Genomic DNA, 14032 nt, shown 5'->3' with positions numbered 1-14032 from the left:
CGGCACGGCCGAGGCGTCGGGCAGCGCGGCGGCGTCCGGGATCGCCGCCGACGGATCCGGCAGGGCGGCGACCGGCGCCGGGGCGGCCGGGGCCTGCACGGGGCCCTTGTTCCATTCAAGGAACAGCAGGAAGGCGACGGCAAGCCAGGCGATCAGCAGGAAGGAGCGGGTCTGGTTCATGGGCAGGAGGCGGGCGCCAGCGCGAAGCCGGGGCCGGCTCGGGGTCTCGGTCAGGATTCTGAGGCGGGGCGCTCGCGCGCCACCGGGGAGTCCGGCATTGTGCCGGCAGGGGGCGTGGGCTTCAACGACCGCGCCCGTTCCAGCAGCTGCAGCCACTGGGCGCGCAGTTCGCCGGAAGACAGGGCGGAGGCGCCGGGCTGGGCGATCAGCACGTAATCGCCGGGCGGCAGCTGGTGGCGCTCGCGCCGGAAGGTTTCACGGGCGAGGCGCTTGATGCGGTTGCGGCCGACGGCGCGTTTGTCGACCTTCTTGGACACGGCAACGCCGAGCCGTGGCGCATTGGCCTCGGCCCGGACGTGGGCGAACAACCGCAACTGGGGGCTGGAGAGCCGGCGTCCCGCCTTGAACACCGCCTGGAATTCGGCGGAAACGCGCAGGCGCGCGCTGGGCGGGAAATCGCTCGGCGGAACGGGCGGGGAGAGGCTCACGACCCGTTCGGGTGCCGCCGGCAAACCGGCGGCAACGCGTCAGACCGCGAGGCGGGCGCGACCCTTGGCACGACGACGCGAGAGGACCTTGCGGCCGTCGGCGGTCTTCATGCGGGCGCGGAACCCGTGGTCGCGCTTGCGCTTGAGGTTGCTGGGCTGGTACGTGCGCTTGGTGGCCATGGTGGCACCCCGGTTAGAGTTTTGGGCGGAAAAGACTGCGGACTATAGCGGTTTGCCGAAACCCGAGTCAAGCCAAATCCGCGTGGCGGCCACGGCCCCGCGGCGCTAGACTGCACGACCCCGATCACTTATCCACAGCGCCCCCCCGGCGCTGGCCCCCGGAATTTCGCTTGAACATGGATGCTGCCTGGCCGCGTTGCCTGGAACGACTGGAAGCCGAACTGCCGGCCGAAGAGGTACACACCTGGCTGCGGCCGCTGCAGGTGGAGAGCCACCCCGACGGCCTGACGCTGTACGCCCCCAATGAATTCGTGGTGGACCAGGTGCGCGAGCACTACCTGGCCCGGATCCGCGAGCTGGTGGCCCACTTCGCCGGCAGCCCGGCGGCGGTGGCCCTGGCGGTGGGCTCGCTCAACCGCGCCGCGCCGGCCCGGGCCAGCGCGGCCCCGGCGGCCAGTGCCGGCCGCAGCCCGGCCGGCCCCGAGTTCAACGGCAACCTCGACCCGCACTACACCTTCGAGAACTTCGTCGAAGGCCGCAGCAACCAGCTCGGCCGCGCCGCGGCCCTGCAGGTGGCGCAGAACCCGGGCAAGGCCTACAACCCGCTGCTGCTGTACGGCGGCTCGGGCCTGGGCAAGACCCACCTGATGTACGCGGCCGGCAACCTCATGCGCCAGAACAGCCCGGGCATGCGCGTGATGTACCTGCGCTCCGAGCAGTTCTTCAGCGCCATGATGAAGTCGCTGCAGGAAAAGTCGATGGACCAGTTCAAGCGCCAGTTCCAGCAGGTGGACGCGCTGCTGATCGACGACATCCAGTTCTTCGCCGGCAAGAACACCACGCAGGAGGAGTTCTTCCACACCTTCAACGCGCTGTTCGACGGCAAGCAGCAGATCATCCTCACCTGCGACCGCTACCCGCGCGAGGTGGAGAACCTCGAGACGCGCCTCAAGACCCGCCTCACCTGGGGCCTGAGCGTGGCGATCGAGCCGCCCGACTTCGAAACCCGCGCCGCCATCCTCACCGCCAAGGCGGCCGAGCGTTCGGTGAAGCTGCCCGAGGACGTGGCCTACCTGATCGCCAAGCGCATGCGCTCGAACGTGCGCGACCTCGAGGGCGCCCTGAACACCCTGGCGGCCCGCTCCAACTTCATGGCGCGCCCCATCACCGCCGAATTCGCCCAGGAAACCCTGCGCGACCTGCTGCGCGCGCAGCAGCAGGTGGTGTCGATCAGCAATATCCAGAAGACCGTGGCAGACTACTACCAGCTGCGCATGGCGGACCTTTTGTCGAAGCGGCGGACGCGCTCCCTGGCCCGTCCGCGGCAGATGGCGATGGCCCTGAGCAAGGAACTGACCGAGCACAGCCTGCCGGAAATCGGCGACGCATTCGGGGGAAGGGACCACACCACCGTCATGCACGCCTGCAAGGTCGTGCGCGAACTGCGCGAGATCGACGGCAAGCTGCGCGAGGACTGGGACAAGCTGCTGCGCAAACTGAGCGAGTGAGCGTGGAACCTGTTTCTGCACCACCTGTGGACAAGTTGGGGAGCGTTTTCAGGGCGAAAATCTATCCACAGCTTTCCACAGCCAGTCCCGGGCCCGACGCACAGGCTTGTGACTCGCGATAAAACGTTAAGAATCAAAAAGTTACGATAGTTATCCGGCGTTTTTTCCGCCTCCACCGCCACCAGTTTTTGATTTATCCACTCTTTGGAGCTTGGGGACCCGCATGCGTTTCAGCCTGACGCGAGAAGTTCTGCTCAAACCCCTGCAGCAGGTCGTGAACGTGGTCGAACGCCGGCAGACGCTGCCGGTGCTCGCCAACCTGCTGGTCACGGTCGAAGGCAACAAGCTGTCCATGACCGGCACCGACCTCGAGGTCGAGATGGTCGCCCGCACGGACGTCGACGACGCCCAGCCGGGTGAAACCACCATCCCCGCCCGCAAGCTCTTCGAGATCGTCCGGGCCCTGCCCGACGGCAGCAAGGTCACCCTCAGCCAGTCCGGCGACAAGGTGACCGTGCAGGCCGGCCGCAGCCGGTTCACCCTGGCCACCCTGCCCGGCAACGACTTCCCGGCCGTCGAGGACCTCGACCTGGTCGAGCGCATCCGCGTGCCGGAAGCCGCGTTGAAGGAGCTGATCGAGCGCACCGCGTTCGCCATGGCCCAGCAAGACGTGCGTTATTACCTCAACGGCCTGCTGCTGGACCTGCGCGAAGACAGCCTGCGCTGCGTGGCCACCGACGGCCATCGCCTGGCCCTGTGCGAGGCGCCCCTGCCCGCCGGTGCCCAGACCCGCAAGCAGATCATCCTGCCGCGCAAGGGCGTGCTGGAGCTGCAGCGCCTGCTCGAAGGCGGCGACCGCGAGGTCGAGCTGGAAGTGGGCCGCAACCACCTGCGCATGCGCCGCGAGGACGTGACCTTCACCTCCAAGCTCATCGACGGTCGCTTCCCGGACTACGACGCGGTGATCCCCATCGGCGCCGACAAGGAAGTGAAGCTCGACCGCGAAGGCCTGCGGGCCGCGCTGCAGCGCGCCGCCATCCTGTCGAACGAGAAGTACCGCGGCGTGAAGCTGGAGATCAGCCCGGGCCAGCTGCGCATCGTGGCGCACAACCCCGAGCAGGAAGAGGCCCAGGAAGAGATCGAGGCCGACACCAAGGTCGACGGCCTGAGCATCGGCTTCAACGTGACCTACCTGCTGGACGCCCTGAGCGCCCTGCGCGAGGACACGGTCATCATCAACCTGCGCGACGCCAACTCGTCGGCCCTGGTGCGCGAGGCCAGCCACGAACGCAGCCGCCACGTGGTGATGCCGCTGCGGCTGTGACCGGAACGGCGTCCGCGTTGCCCCACCGCCCGGCCTGTGCCGGGCGGTGCCGTTTTGAAGGCCGGCGAAACCCGCCGGCCCGGAGTTCCACGTGCGCCTGACCCGGCTCGACATCCAGAACCTGCGCTGCCTGGCCGACGTGGAATTCCGCCCGGTGCCCGGCCTGAACCTGGTGACGGGCGGCAATGGCGCGGGCAAGACCAGCCTGATGGAGGCCGTGCACCTGCTGGGCTACGGCCGCTCCTTCCGGGGCCGGGTGCGCGACGGCCTGATCCGCAGCGGCCAGCCGGCCTTGTCGGTCTACGCCGAGTGGCAGGACGGCCAGGGCCGGGCCCGCCGCGCCGGCCTGCGCCACACCGGCGGCGACTGGGAAGCCCGGCTCGACGGCGCCCCCGCGCCCAGCCTTACCGAACTCTGCGCCGAGCTGGCCGTGGTCAGCTTCGAGCCCGGCAGCCACGAACTGATCGCCGGGGGGTCGGAGCACCGCCGTCGGTTCCTGGATTGGGCGCTGTTCCACGTGGAACCGGAGTTCCTTCCGGTCTGGCGGCGCTACGCCCGGGCCCTGAAGCAGCGCAACGCCCTGCTCAAGCGGGGGCCGTCGCCCGGCGCCCTGGACCCCTGGGACCAGGAGCTGGCCAGCGCCGGCGAACAGCTCAGCAGCCTGCGGGCCGACTACCTGGCCCGGCTGGAGCCCGTCCTGGCCGGGACCGCGGGGGAGTTCCTGCCCGAGCTGGGCCGGGCCGGCCTGCAGTTCCTGCCGGGCTGGCGCCGGGCGGAGCACCCGCTGGCCGATGCCCTGTTGCTGGCCCGCGAACGCGACCTCGTCCAGGGCTACACCAGCGTCGGTCCGCACCGGGCCGACTGGCGGGTGGATTACCTCGGCCTGCCCGGGCGGGAAGCCCTCTCCCGGGGTCAGGAAAAGCTCACCGCCCTCGCCTGCGTGCTGGCCCAGGCCCGGTCCTTTGCCGCCGACCGCGGGGAGTGGCCGCTGGTCTGCTTGGACGACCTGGCCTCGGAGCTGGACCAGGCCCACCTGCGCCAGGCCTTGGGTTCGGTCCTGGCCTCGGGCGCCCAGGTGCTGCTGACGGCCACCGAAGCCCCGGCCATCCTCACCGGCGAACTGCTTCCGGCCGCGACGTTCCACGTGGAACGCGGACAGCTCCGCACAGGGTGAGGCCCCATGGCCGTTCCTGGCCCCGCGGCGGGCCGCTGCGGCGTCGGACCCGTTCCCCGCTACCCCACACCCCTGCCGCCCCCGGTGACCGCCCCGCCCACGTGAAGGGCCTTAGCGGTATACTCGGACACATTATTTATAGGCGTGCTGTGCCGCCCCGCCGGGGCGCCGGGGCGCCGCCGTGGACCCAGAGAACACGCCTCCGATGACCGATATCCCCGCCCCGCCGCAGACCCCCGCCAACACCACCTACGATTCCAGCAAGATCACCGTGCTGCGCGGCCTCGAGGCCGTCCGCAAGCGGCCGGGCATGTACATCGGCGACGTGCATGACGGCACCGGCCTGCACCACATGGTGTTCGAGGTGGTGGACAACGCCATCGACGAAGCCCTGGCCGGCCACTGCGACCAGGTCATCGTCACCCTGCATGCCGACGGCTCCTGCTCGGTGCAGGACAACGGCCGCGGCATCCCGGTGGACATCCACAAGGAAGAGGGCGTGTCGGCGGCCGAGGTGATCCTCACCGTGCTGCACGCGGGCGGCAAGTTCGACGACAACAGCTACAAGGTTTCCGGCGGCCTGCACGGCGTCGGCGTGTCGGTGGTGAACGCGCTCTCGTCCAGCCTTTGGCTCGACATCTGGCGCGACGGCCACCACCACCAGCAGGAATACGCCCTGGGCGAGCCGGTCTACCCGCTCAAGACCGTCGGCCCCTCCAACCGCCGCGGCACCCAGCTGCGTTTCCTGCCCAGCGCCGAGATCTTCACCGACGTCGAGTTCCACTACGACATCCTGGCCAAGCGCCTGCGCGAACTGAGCTTCCTCAATTCCGGCGTGCGCATCGAGCTGGTGGACGAGCGGGGCGAGGGCAAGCGCGACGTTTTCGAGTACGAGGGCGGCATCCGCAGCTTCGTGGAACACCTGGCGGCGCTAAAAACCCCGCTGCATCAATCGGTTATCTCCGCCACGGGTGAAAAGGACGGCATCGTCGTCGACATCGCCGTGCAGTGGACCGACGCCTACCAGGAAACGATGTTCTGCTTCACCAACAACATCCCGCAGAAGGACGGCGGCACCCACCTGATCGGTTTCCGCGCCGCGCTGACCCGCACGCTCAGCAACTACATCGAGCAGAACGGCATCGCCAAGCAGGCCAAGATCTCGCTGTCCGGCGACGACATGCGCGAAGGCATGATCGCCGTGCTGTCGGTGAAGGTGCCCGACCCGAGCTTCAGCTCGCAGACCAAGGAAAAGCTGGTCAGCTCCGAAGTGCGCCCGGCGGTGGAAGCCGTCATCGGCCAGAAGCTCGAGGAGTTCCTGCAGGAGCGCCCGAACGAGGCCCGCGCCATCGCCGGCAAGATCGTCGACGCCGCCCGCGCCCGCGAAGCCGCGCGCAAGGCCCGCGACCTCACCCGCCGCAAGGGTGCGCTCGACATCGCCGGCCTGCCCGGCAAGCTCGCCGACTGCCAGGAAAAAGACCCGGCGCTGAGCGAACTCTTCATCGTCGAGGGTGACTCGGCCGGCGGCTCGGCGAAGCAGGGCCGCAACCGCAAGACCCAGGCGATCCTGCCGCTCAAGGGCAAGATCCTCAACGTGGAACGCGCGCGCTTCGACCGCATGCTGTCGTCCGCGGAAGTCGGCACGCTGATCACCGCGCTTGGCACCGGCATCGGCAAGGACGAGTACAACCCGGACAAGCTGCGCTACCACCGCATCATCATCATGACCGACGCCGACGTCGACGGCTCGCACATCCGCACGCTGCTGCTCACGTTCTTCTACCGGCAGATGCCCGAGCTCATCGAGCGCGGCCACGTCTACATCGGCCTGCCGCCGCTGTACAAGATCAAGCAGGGCAAGAACGAGCTCTACCTCAAGGACGACGGCGCGCTCAACGCCTACCTGGTGAACAACGCGGTCGAAGGCGCTGAACTGCGCCCGTCCGACGCGGCCCCGCCGGTGTCGGGCGCGCAGCTCGAGAAGCTGCTGCTCGACTACGTCGCCGCGCGCGAAACCATCTCGCGCTTCGCGCACCGCATCGACCCGCCGGTGCTCGAGGCCATGCTGGAAATGCCGCCGGTGTCGGCCGAGCAGTTCGCCACGCCCGGCGCGCTCGACGGCTGGTGCGCCGAGCTCGAGCGCCGCCTCAACGCCACCGGCCTCGGCCGCGCGCGTTACGGCTTCTCGGTGCAGGCCGGCAACGACGAAGGCCAGCCGGCCGCGCTCGTCATCGCCAAGCAGCACCACGGCCTCGCCTCCACCCAGGTGCTTGCCGCGGCGCAGCTGCTGGGCGGCGAACTGCGCCAGGTCAACGAAGTGGCCACCGCCCTGCAGGACCTGCTGCAGGACGGCGCCAGCGTGGCGCGCGGCGGCAAGAGCCAGCCGGTCACGCGCTTCCTGCAGGCGCAGGAATGGCTGCTCGAGGAAGCCAAGAAGGGCCGCATGATCCAGCGCTTCAAGGGCCTGGGCGAAATGAACCCGGAACAGCTGTGGGAGACTACGGTGAACCCCGAGACGCGCCGCCTGCTGAAGGTGCGCATCGAGGACGCGGTCGCCGCCGACCAGATCTTCTCGACGCTGATGGGCGACGTGGTCGAACCGCGCCGCGTCTTCATCGAAGACAACGCGCTGCGTGTCGCCAACCTCGACGTCTGAGCCCGCGCCGGCGCCGCTGCCCGCGGTGCCGGCGCCGCCGCGCACCACCGCCTGGCTGCTCGGGCATTTCGCGCTCGACGTCGCGCTTTACCTCGTGCTGACCGTGCTGCTCACGGTCGTCGCGGTTGCGGTGCTGCTGGGCGCCGGCGAACGCATTTCCGCGCCGGACGGCACGCACAGCCCGCTGTTCATCGCCGCGGCGCTGCTGGCCACCGCCCTGGCGGGGCTGGCTTTGTGGCCCTGGCGCCGGCCCCGGGGCGGACCGGTGGGCAGCCCGCTTCCCTGGCGCGAATCCCTGGTGATGGCCACCTTCGCCGGCCTGTTCGCGCAGGCCCTGCCCTGGGTCGCGACCCAGCTCGGGCTGCCGCTCGACCCCAGCAACGCCGAGCCGCTGATGGCGCTGCTGGCGCAGAAGCCCTGGCTGGCCGTGCTGCTGATCGTCGGCCTGGCCCCGGTGGCCGAGGAGCTGTTCTTCCGCGGCGTGCTGTTGCGCCGCTTCGCGCTGGCCGGCCGGCCCAGTCTCGGACTGTGGTGCACCGCCGGCCTGTTCGCCCTCGCCCACGAGCTGGTGGCCGACGGTCCGCTGCTGCCAAGGCTCGCCACCATCGCGCTCTACCTCGCCCTGGGCCTGGTCTTCGGCGGCGTCTACCTGCGCACCGGGCGCCTTGCCGCGGCGGTCGCGGCGCATGCCGTGGCCAACGCCATGGCCCTGCTCCTGGTCACGTATTCGGTCGCCTAGGGGCGGGGTTACACTGTCGGCCTTCGCGGTTTCGGGTCGGAGCCGCGTATCCCCGGGAACCCTATGAGCAAGCGACACCTTTACCTGTTGGCCCTGGCGATCATCGCCGCCGCCGTTTCGGCGATGTACTACAAGTGGAAGGTGCTGGAGTTCCCGGTGCAGCCCGACGCCCAGGTCCAGGTGTGGACCGTGCAGGCGCACGTCGAATACCAACCGCGCAAAGGTGCGAACACCGTCACGTTGCAGCTGCCGGCCGACACGCCGGGCTGGACGGTACTGGAAGAACGCTTCGTTGCACGCAACTACTCGAAACTCGAGGAGAAAGGTGACAGCGGCCGCGAGGTGCAGTGGGCCATCCGCCGCGCCGTCGGCGAGCAGGACCTCTACTACCGCGCCACCATCGTGCGCGCCGAACAGCGCGAACCGGCCGCCCTCGCCATCGAACCCGAGATCGCCCCGCCGGCCGAGCTCGACGAGCCCTATGCGACCGCCGCGCAGACCCTGCTCGACCAGGTGCGCGAACGGTCGTCCAATACCGTCACGTTCTCGCGCGAACTGCTGCGCCGCCTGAACCAGTCCGACCGCAGCGAGGAAGTGCAGCTGCTGGCCGAGAAGTACGGCGAGGACGACGTCGCGCGCAGCGAGTTCATCGTGCAGCTGCTCGCCTCGCGCAACATCCCGGCGCGCGTGGTGTACGGCATCCGCCTGGCCGAGGGCGAGGCCAACGCCGACGCCAACCTCGAGGCGCGCATGCAGACCTGGCTGATCGTGCACGACGGCCTGGCCTGGACCATGCTCGATCCGCGCACGAACGCCGAAGGCACGCCGTCCGACCTGTTCCTGTGGAGCACCAGCGGCAAGCCGCTGCTCACCATCGACGGCAATCCGCCGACCGCGCTGATGTTCACGGTGAAGGGCAACCTCGCCGACGCCATGGCCACCGCCGAACGCCGCCTCGAGGTGCAGGACGCCAACCTGGTGCGCTACTCGCTGCTCAGCCTGCCGCTGCAGGCGCAGGAAACCTACCGCGTGCTGCTGATGGTGCCGATCGGCGCCTTCATCATGCTGCTGCTGCGCAACCTGGTCGGCGTGAAGACCTACGGCACCTTCATGCCGGTGCTGATCGCGCTGGCCTTCCGCGAGACGGCGCTGGTCGCCGGCGTGGTGCTGTTCGTGCTGGTGGTGGGCTTCGGCCTCCTGGTGCGCTTCTACCTCGAGCGCCTGCGCCTGCTGCTGGTGCCGCGCCTGACCGCCATCCTCATCCTGGTGGTGCTGCTGATGGCCGCGGTGAGCGTGCTGTCGAACCGCCTGGGCATCGAAGTAGGCCTGTCGGTGGCGCTGTTCCCGATGGTCATCATGGCCATGACGATCGAGCGCATGTCCGTGGCCTGGGACGAACGCGGCGCCGGCACCGCCCTGCGCGAAGGCGTGGGCACGCTCGTCGTGGCCGCGCTGGCCTACATCGTGATGAGCTGGCCGCCGCTGGAACACCTGGTGTTCGTCTACCCCGAAGTGCTGCTGGTGCTGTTCGCACTGGCGCTGCTGCTGGGCCGCTACTCCGGTTACCGCCTCAACGAGCTGCTGCGCTTCCGCGCGCTGGCGCGCGAGCCCGACCCGATCGTGCCGCCGCCGGAAAAACCCGCCCCCGAGGCGAAGGCCTGACCGATGGCCTTTTTCAACCCGTTCAAGGTCGCCAAGCGCCTGCGCCAGATCGGCCTGGTGGGCATCGGCCAGCGCAACGCGCACTACGTGCTGATGCACAACCCGCGCAAGTTCTACCCGCGCGTGGACGACAAGCTGCTCACCAAGAAGCTGGCCATCAAGGCCGGCCTGCCGGTGCCCGACCTCTACGCCGTGGTGCGCGAGGAACACGAGATCGCCGAGCTGCACAAGAAGCTCGAGGGCCGCGACAGCTTCGTGGTGAAGCCGGCGCACGGCTCCGGCGGCGACGGCATCCTGGTCATCACGGGCCGGCGCGGCGACAAGTACCGGCGCGCCAGCGGCTCGCTGATGTCGCGCGATGAATTCGAGCACCACCTGTCGAACGGGTTGTCCGGGTTGTTTTCCCTTGGCGGCCAGCCCGACCACCTGATCGTCGAATACTGCGTGCAGTTCGACCCGATCTTCGACAACGTCAGCTACAAGGGCGTGCCCGACATCCGCATCATCGTTTTCCTGGGCTACCCGGTGATGGCCATGATCCGCCTGCCCACGCGCATGTCCGACGGCAAGGCCAACCTGCACCAGGGCGCCATCGGCGTGGGCATCGACATCCCCACTGGCAAGACCAAGCGCGGCGTCTGGGGCACCGAGATCATCCGCGAGCATCCGGACACCGAGCACAGCATCGTCGGCCTCGCCATCCCGCACTGGCGCGAACTGCTCGAGATGGCCTCGCGCTGCTACGAACTTTCGGGACTGGGTTACGTGGGCGTCGACTTCGTGCTCGACCGCGACCGCGGCCCGCTGATCCTCGAGCTCAACGCGCGCCCGGGCCTGGCCATCCAGATGGCGAACGGCAACGGCCTCGAGCATCGCCTCCACAAGGTCGAGGCGCTGCGCAACCGCGGCGAGCTGTCGAAGGACCCGGCCGAACGTGTCGCTTTTGCGACAGCGAACTTTCCCACTACTGGCTGAACGGCCTGTTCACCTTAACGCGGTTTTAAGGCGAAGCACGCCCCGCCTCGGGCATCCTTCGGGCCAAAGGGGATTGCTACACGGAAGCCGGCGGTCCAACCGGACAAGACACGGCTTGAGTGCTTGCTCTATTCCCCGTTACCCTATCCGGCCAACAGCCGCGGACGTTCGCGGCGGCTAAGGAGTTTTCCATGAAGGTTCTGCACTCCATGAAGCTGGCGGCGGTCGTGTTCCTGGCGGCCTCGCTCTCGGTCGGCACGGCGGACGCCGCGCGCCGCGAAAAAGCGGAAGAGCCCAAGATCGACTACCCCGACGCGACCCGCGAGTCGCCGAAGGCGGAGAACAGCCCGCGCCTGGGCAAGCAGATCCAGAAGATGTTCGACCTCTACAACGAGGGCGAGGACATGGAAGGCGCCATCAAGATCGCCGAGGAAGTGCTCGCCAGCGATCGCGCCAAGCCCTACGACCGCGGCGTCGCGCTGATGATCGCCGGCAACGCCGCGCTGGGCGTCGACGACTACGGCCGCGCCATTTCCTATCTCGAGCGCGCGCTCGAGGAAAACGCGCTGCCGAACAACAACCACTACGCCACCATGCACACGCTGGCGTCGGTCTATGCCCAGGAGGACAAGATCCCCGAGGCCGTGGCCATGATCGACCGCATGATCGCCGAGACCAAGAGCAAGGATCCGGACGTCTACGGCCTCAAGGGCGGCATCCACTACAACGCCGGCCAGTACGACCTCGCCATCGACGCCATCAAGCGCGCCATCGAGCTCAAGACCGACGGCGCCCCGGAGAGCAACTGGCTGCAGATGCTGATGGCCGCCTACAACGAAACCGGCCGCGACGCCGAGGCCGTGGCCCTGGCCGAGCAGCTGCAGAAGCAGAGCCCGGACGACAAGCGCACCCTGCTCAACCTGGCGTCCCTGTACGCCCAGACCGACATGACCGACAAGGCCGCCGCGCTGCTCGACGACGCGCGCAGCCGCGGCATGCTCACCGAGCAGAAGGACTACGAGATCCTCTACGCCATCTACCTCAACATGGACGGCAAGGAGGCGGACGCCGCCAAGGTGATCCAGGAAGGCCTCGACAAGGGCATCCTGAAGGCCGACGCCAAGACCTATACCTTCCTCGCCCAGTCGCTGTACTTCAGCGACCAGGTGGACGCGGCCATCGCCGCCTACCAGAAGGCCGCCCCGCTGGCGTCCGATGGCGAGACCGCGCTGGCCCTGTCGCAGATCCTCACCAACGAGGACCGCAACCAGGAGGCCAAGGCGGCGGCCCAGCAGGCCCTGTCCAAGGGCCTGAAGAAGCCCGGCGAGGCCTGGATGGTCATCGCCCGCTCCGAGTACTACATGGACAATTTCGAGGCGGCCAAGGTGGCCTACCGAGAAGCCGCCAAGGACCCGGCGACCCGCGACCAGGCCCAGAAAGCCCTGGCCCAGATTTCCCGTTGAACGGTTGGTAAACCGGTTCCCCGTGGTATAAGCTAACAAGTTCCCGCCGCTCCCCGGCGGGCCACGGCACCTGACGCCGACCGAACTAGAGCTCGAGCCGCCACCCGCATGACGGACAAGAACTACAAGTACGACAACCCGCCCCAGGGCATCAGCTGGGCACGCATTGGCGGCAACGCGTTCGCGATCGCGCTGCATGCGATCGCCTTCATGTTGATGTTGGCCCCGGTGAACGCACCGGACGTCAACAAGGCCGAGGACGAAGTGACCACGGTCTCGTTCATCGAGCCGCCGCCGCCGCCCCCGCCGCCGCCGCCGCCGCCGCCGGAACCGCCCAAGGTGGTCCAGAAGATCATCGAGCAGCCGAAGCCGACGCCGATCCCGCCGCCGCCGGAAGAGCCGCCGGTCGTGTTCGACGACCCGAGCCCGATCGACATCGAAGCCCCGCCGCCGGCCCCGCCCGCGCCGCCGGCTCCGCCGGCTGACTTCGCCCCGTCCGAAGACATCTCGGGCCGTGCGCTGTACCAGCCGCGTTACCCCGCCAAGGAAGCCCGCGATGGCGTCGGCGGCACGGTTGTCCTGCGCGTCACCATCGACGCCGCCGGCAACGTGCTCGACGTGGCCATCGAGCGCTCCAGCCGCAACCGCAACCTCGACCGTTCGGCCATGGATGCCGCGCGTCGCTGGAAGTTCAACCCGGGCATGCGCAACGGCCAGAAGGTCGGCGGCGCCGTCCTGGTGCCCGTGAAGTTCACGCCTCCGCGCTAAATCCAGCAGTACCCCCGTAACGATCAATCACCTATAGAAAGGCACCTCTTATGCTGCAGGACATCCTCCTCACTGCCGCCGCCGCCGCTGGTGGCGCCGCCAACAACGCCGAAGCCCTGAACCAGATGGGTTTCTCCCACCTCTGGAAGGAAATGGTGGCCGCCCCGGGCGAGTTCATGGTTTCCTGGGTCGTCTTCCTGATGCTGGTCGTGATGTCGTTCGGTTCGTGGTGGTACACGATCGTCAACGCCATCAAGAACACCGTCATCTCCAAGCGCGCCGACACCGTGGTCCGCACCTTCTGGGAAACCCCGAACGCGCAGGACGCCATCCGCTTCATGGAAGAGCAGCCGGCCAACGAGCCGTTCTCCAAGATCGCCCTCGACTGCGCCCAGGCCGCTGCCCACCACCAGCGCCATGAAGGCAGCCGCCTGGTCGACGCCCTGAACCGCTCGGAGTTCATCGACCGCGCCCTGCGCCAGGCCGTCACCCGCGAGAGCGCCAAGCTCGAGAACGGCATGACCTGGCTAGCCACCGTCGGTGCGACCGCTCCGTTCGTCGGCCTGCTCGGCACCGTGTGGGGCATCTACGGCGCCCTGATCCGCATCGGCGCCACCGGCCAGGCTTCCATCGACGCCGTCGCCGGCCCGGTGGGCGAGGCCCTGATCATGACCGCCTTCGGTCTGTTCGTCGCGATCCCGGCGGTGCTGGCCTACAACGCCTTCAACCGCTCGAACCGCAACACCTACGCCAAGTTCGACACCTTCGCGCACGACCTGCACGACTTCTTCGCCACCGGTTCGCGCGTCGGCGACACCGCGGCCAAGCGCTAAGTCGAACCCGACCAACCAGGAGTCACGGCCATGGCCTTTTCATCCAACTCCTCCGGTGGCGGCCCGATGGCCGACATCAACG

12 protein-coding genes and 1 pseudogene are annotated in these 14032 nt (G+C 68.6%); 10 read left to right on the top strand and 3 right to left on the bottom strand.

Annotated elements, in window-relative coordinates; genetic code table 11:
• From N790_RS14780 to rpmH, 3 genes and pseudogenes are all read right to left on the bottom strand, one after another.
• Window positions 1-180: pseudogene (locus N790_RS14780) on the bottom strand (membrane protein insertase YidC); the annotation flags it as partial.
• 50 nt (window positions 181-230) lie between these two features.
• Window positions 231-668, bottom strand: a complete 438-nt coding sequence (rnpA, locus tag N790_RS14775; RefSeq protein ID WP_052385999.1) for a ribonuclease P protein component — start codon at window positions 666-668, stop codon at window positions 231-233.
• A gap of 39 nt (window positions 669-707) precedes the next feature.
• The gene (gene rpmH, locus N790_RS14770) at window positions 708-848 is read right to left on the bottom strand and encodes a 50S ribosomal protein L34 (RefSeq protein ID WP_043805469.1); all 141 of its coding nucleotides are present in this window, start codon (window positions 846-848) and stop codon (window positions 708-710) included.
• Window positions 849-1024: 176 nt separating this feature from the next.
• On the opposite strand from rpmH, the gene dnaA reads away from it, so the two are divergent.
• The 10 genes from dnaA (at window position 1025) to N790_RS14720 (ending at window position 13950) form a co-directional block, all read left to right on the top strand.
• Complete coding sequence (dnaA, locus tag N790_RS14765) at window positions 1025-2356, top strand: chromosomal replication initiator protein DnaA (protein ID WP_043805468.1); 1332 nt, start codon at window positions 1025-1027, stop codon at window positions 2354-2356.
• A 223-nt stretch (window positions 2357-2579) separates the two neighbouring features.
• Entirely contained in the window at window positions 2580-3680 is a 1101-nt protein-coding gene (gene dnaN, locus N790_RS14760) for a DNA polymerase III subunit beta (protein ID WP_043805467.1), read from the top strand.
• 91 nt (window positions 3681-3771) lie between these two features.
• Entirely contained in the window at window positions 3772-4854 is a 1083-nt protein-coding gene (recF, locus tag N790_RS14755) for a DNA replication/repair protein RecF (RefSeq protein WP_043805466.1), read from the top strand.
• 205 nt (window positions 4855-5059) lie between these two features.
• Entirely contained in the window at window positions 5060-7510 is a 2451-nt protein-coding gene (gyrB, locus tag N790_RS14750; RefSeq protein ID WP_043805465.1) for a DNA topoisomerase (ATP-hydrolyzing) subunit B, read from the top strand.
• On the top strand, window positions 7488-8249 hold the full coding sequence (locus N790_RS14745; protein ID WP_156970113.1) for a CPBP family intramembrane glutamic endopeptidase: 762 nt from the start codon (window positions 7488-7490) through the stop codon (window positions 8247-8249). The genes gyrB and N790_RS14745 overlap by 23 nt, the downstream gene beginning before the upstream one ends.
• Before the next feature lie 63 nt (window positions 8250-8312).
• Window positions 8313-9911: a UUP1 family membrane protein gene (locus N790_RS14740; protein ID WP_052385997.1), complete on the top strand. Its 1599-nt coding sequence runs from the start codon at window positions 8313-8315 to the stop codon at window positions 9909-9911.
• 3 nt (window positions 9912-9914) lie between these two features.
• Window positions 9915-10886: an alpha-L-glutamate ligase-like protein gene (locus N790_RS14735; RefSeq protein WP_043805464.1), complete on the top strand. Its 972-nt coding sequence runs from the start codon at window positions 9915-9917 to the stop codon at window positions 10884-10886.
• Window positions 10887-11077: 191 nt separating this feature from the next.
• Entirely contained in the window at window positions 11078-12349 is a 1272-nt protein-coding gene (locus N790_RS14730) for a tetratricopeptide repeat protein (protein ID WP_156970112.1), read from the top strand.
• 108 nt (window positions 12350-12457) lie between these two features.
• A complete protein-coding gene (locus N790_RS14725; RefSeq protein ID WP_043805463.1) occupies window positions 12458-13117 on the top strand; it encodes an energy transducer TonB in 660 nt (219 codons plus the stop codon).
• Between the two features lie 50 nt (window positions 13118-13167).
• On the top strand, window positions 13168-13950 hold the full coding sequence (locus N790_RS14720) for a MotA/TolQ/ExbB proton channel family protein (protein WP_043805462.1): 783 nt from the start codon (window positions 13168-13170) through the stop codon (window positions 13948-13950).
• Window positions 13951-14032: the final 82 nt, after the last annotated feature.

The organism is Arenimonas malthae CC-JY-1, from assembly GCF_000747075.1.
In the GTDB taxonomy this organism is placed as follows: domain Bacteria; phylum Pseudomonadota; class Gammaproteobacteria; order Xanthomonadales; family Xanthomonadaceae; genus Arenimonas; species Arenimonas malthae.
This window is presented reverse-complemented; position numbering and strand designations above follow the sequence as displayed.

Coding starts and splice junctions, on each gene's coding strand:
- gyrB (WP_043805465.1), top strand. CDS start 5,060: ATGACCGATATCCCCGCCCCGCCGCAGACCCCCGCCAACACCACCTAC.
- dnaN (WP_043805467.1), top strand. CDS start 2,580: ATGCGTTTCAGCCTGACGCGAGAAGTTCTGCTCAAACCCCTGCAGCAG.
- dnaA (WP_043805468.1), top strand. CDS start 1,025: ATGGATGCTGCCTGGCCGCGTTGCCTGGAACGACTGGAAGCCGAACTG.
- N790_RS14740 (WP_052385997.1), top strand. CDS start 8,313: ATGAGCAAGCGACACCTTTACCTGTTGGCCCTGGCGATCATCGCCGCC.
- N790_RS14720 (WP_043805462.1), top strand. CDS start 13,168: ATGCTGCAGGACATCCTCCTCACTGCCGCCGCCGCCGCTGGTGGCGCC.
- N790_RS14730 (WP_156970112.1), top strand. CDS start 11,078: ATGAAGGTTCTGCACTCCATGAAGCTGGCGGCGGTCGTGTTCCTGGCG.
- N790_RS14735 (WP_043805464.1), top strand. CDS start 9,915: ATGGCCTTTTTCAACCCGTTCAAGGTCGCCAAGCGCCTGCGCCAGATC.
- rpmH (WP_043805469.1), bottom strand. CDS start 848: ATGGCCACCAAGCGCACGTACCAGCCCAGCAACCTCAAGCGCAAGCGC.
- N790_RS14725 (WP_043805463.1), top strand. CDS start 12,458: ATGACGGACAAGAACTACAAGTACGACAACCCGCCCCAGGGCATCAGC.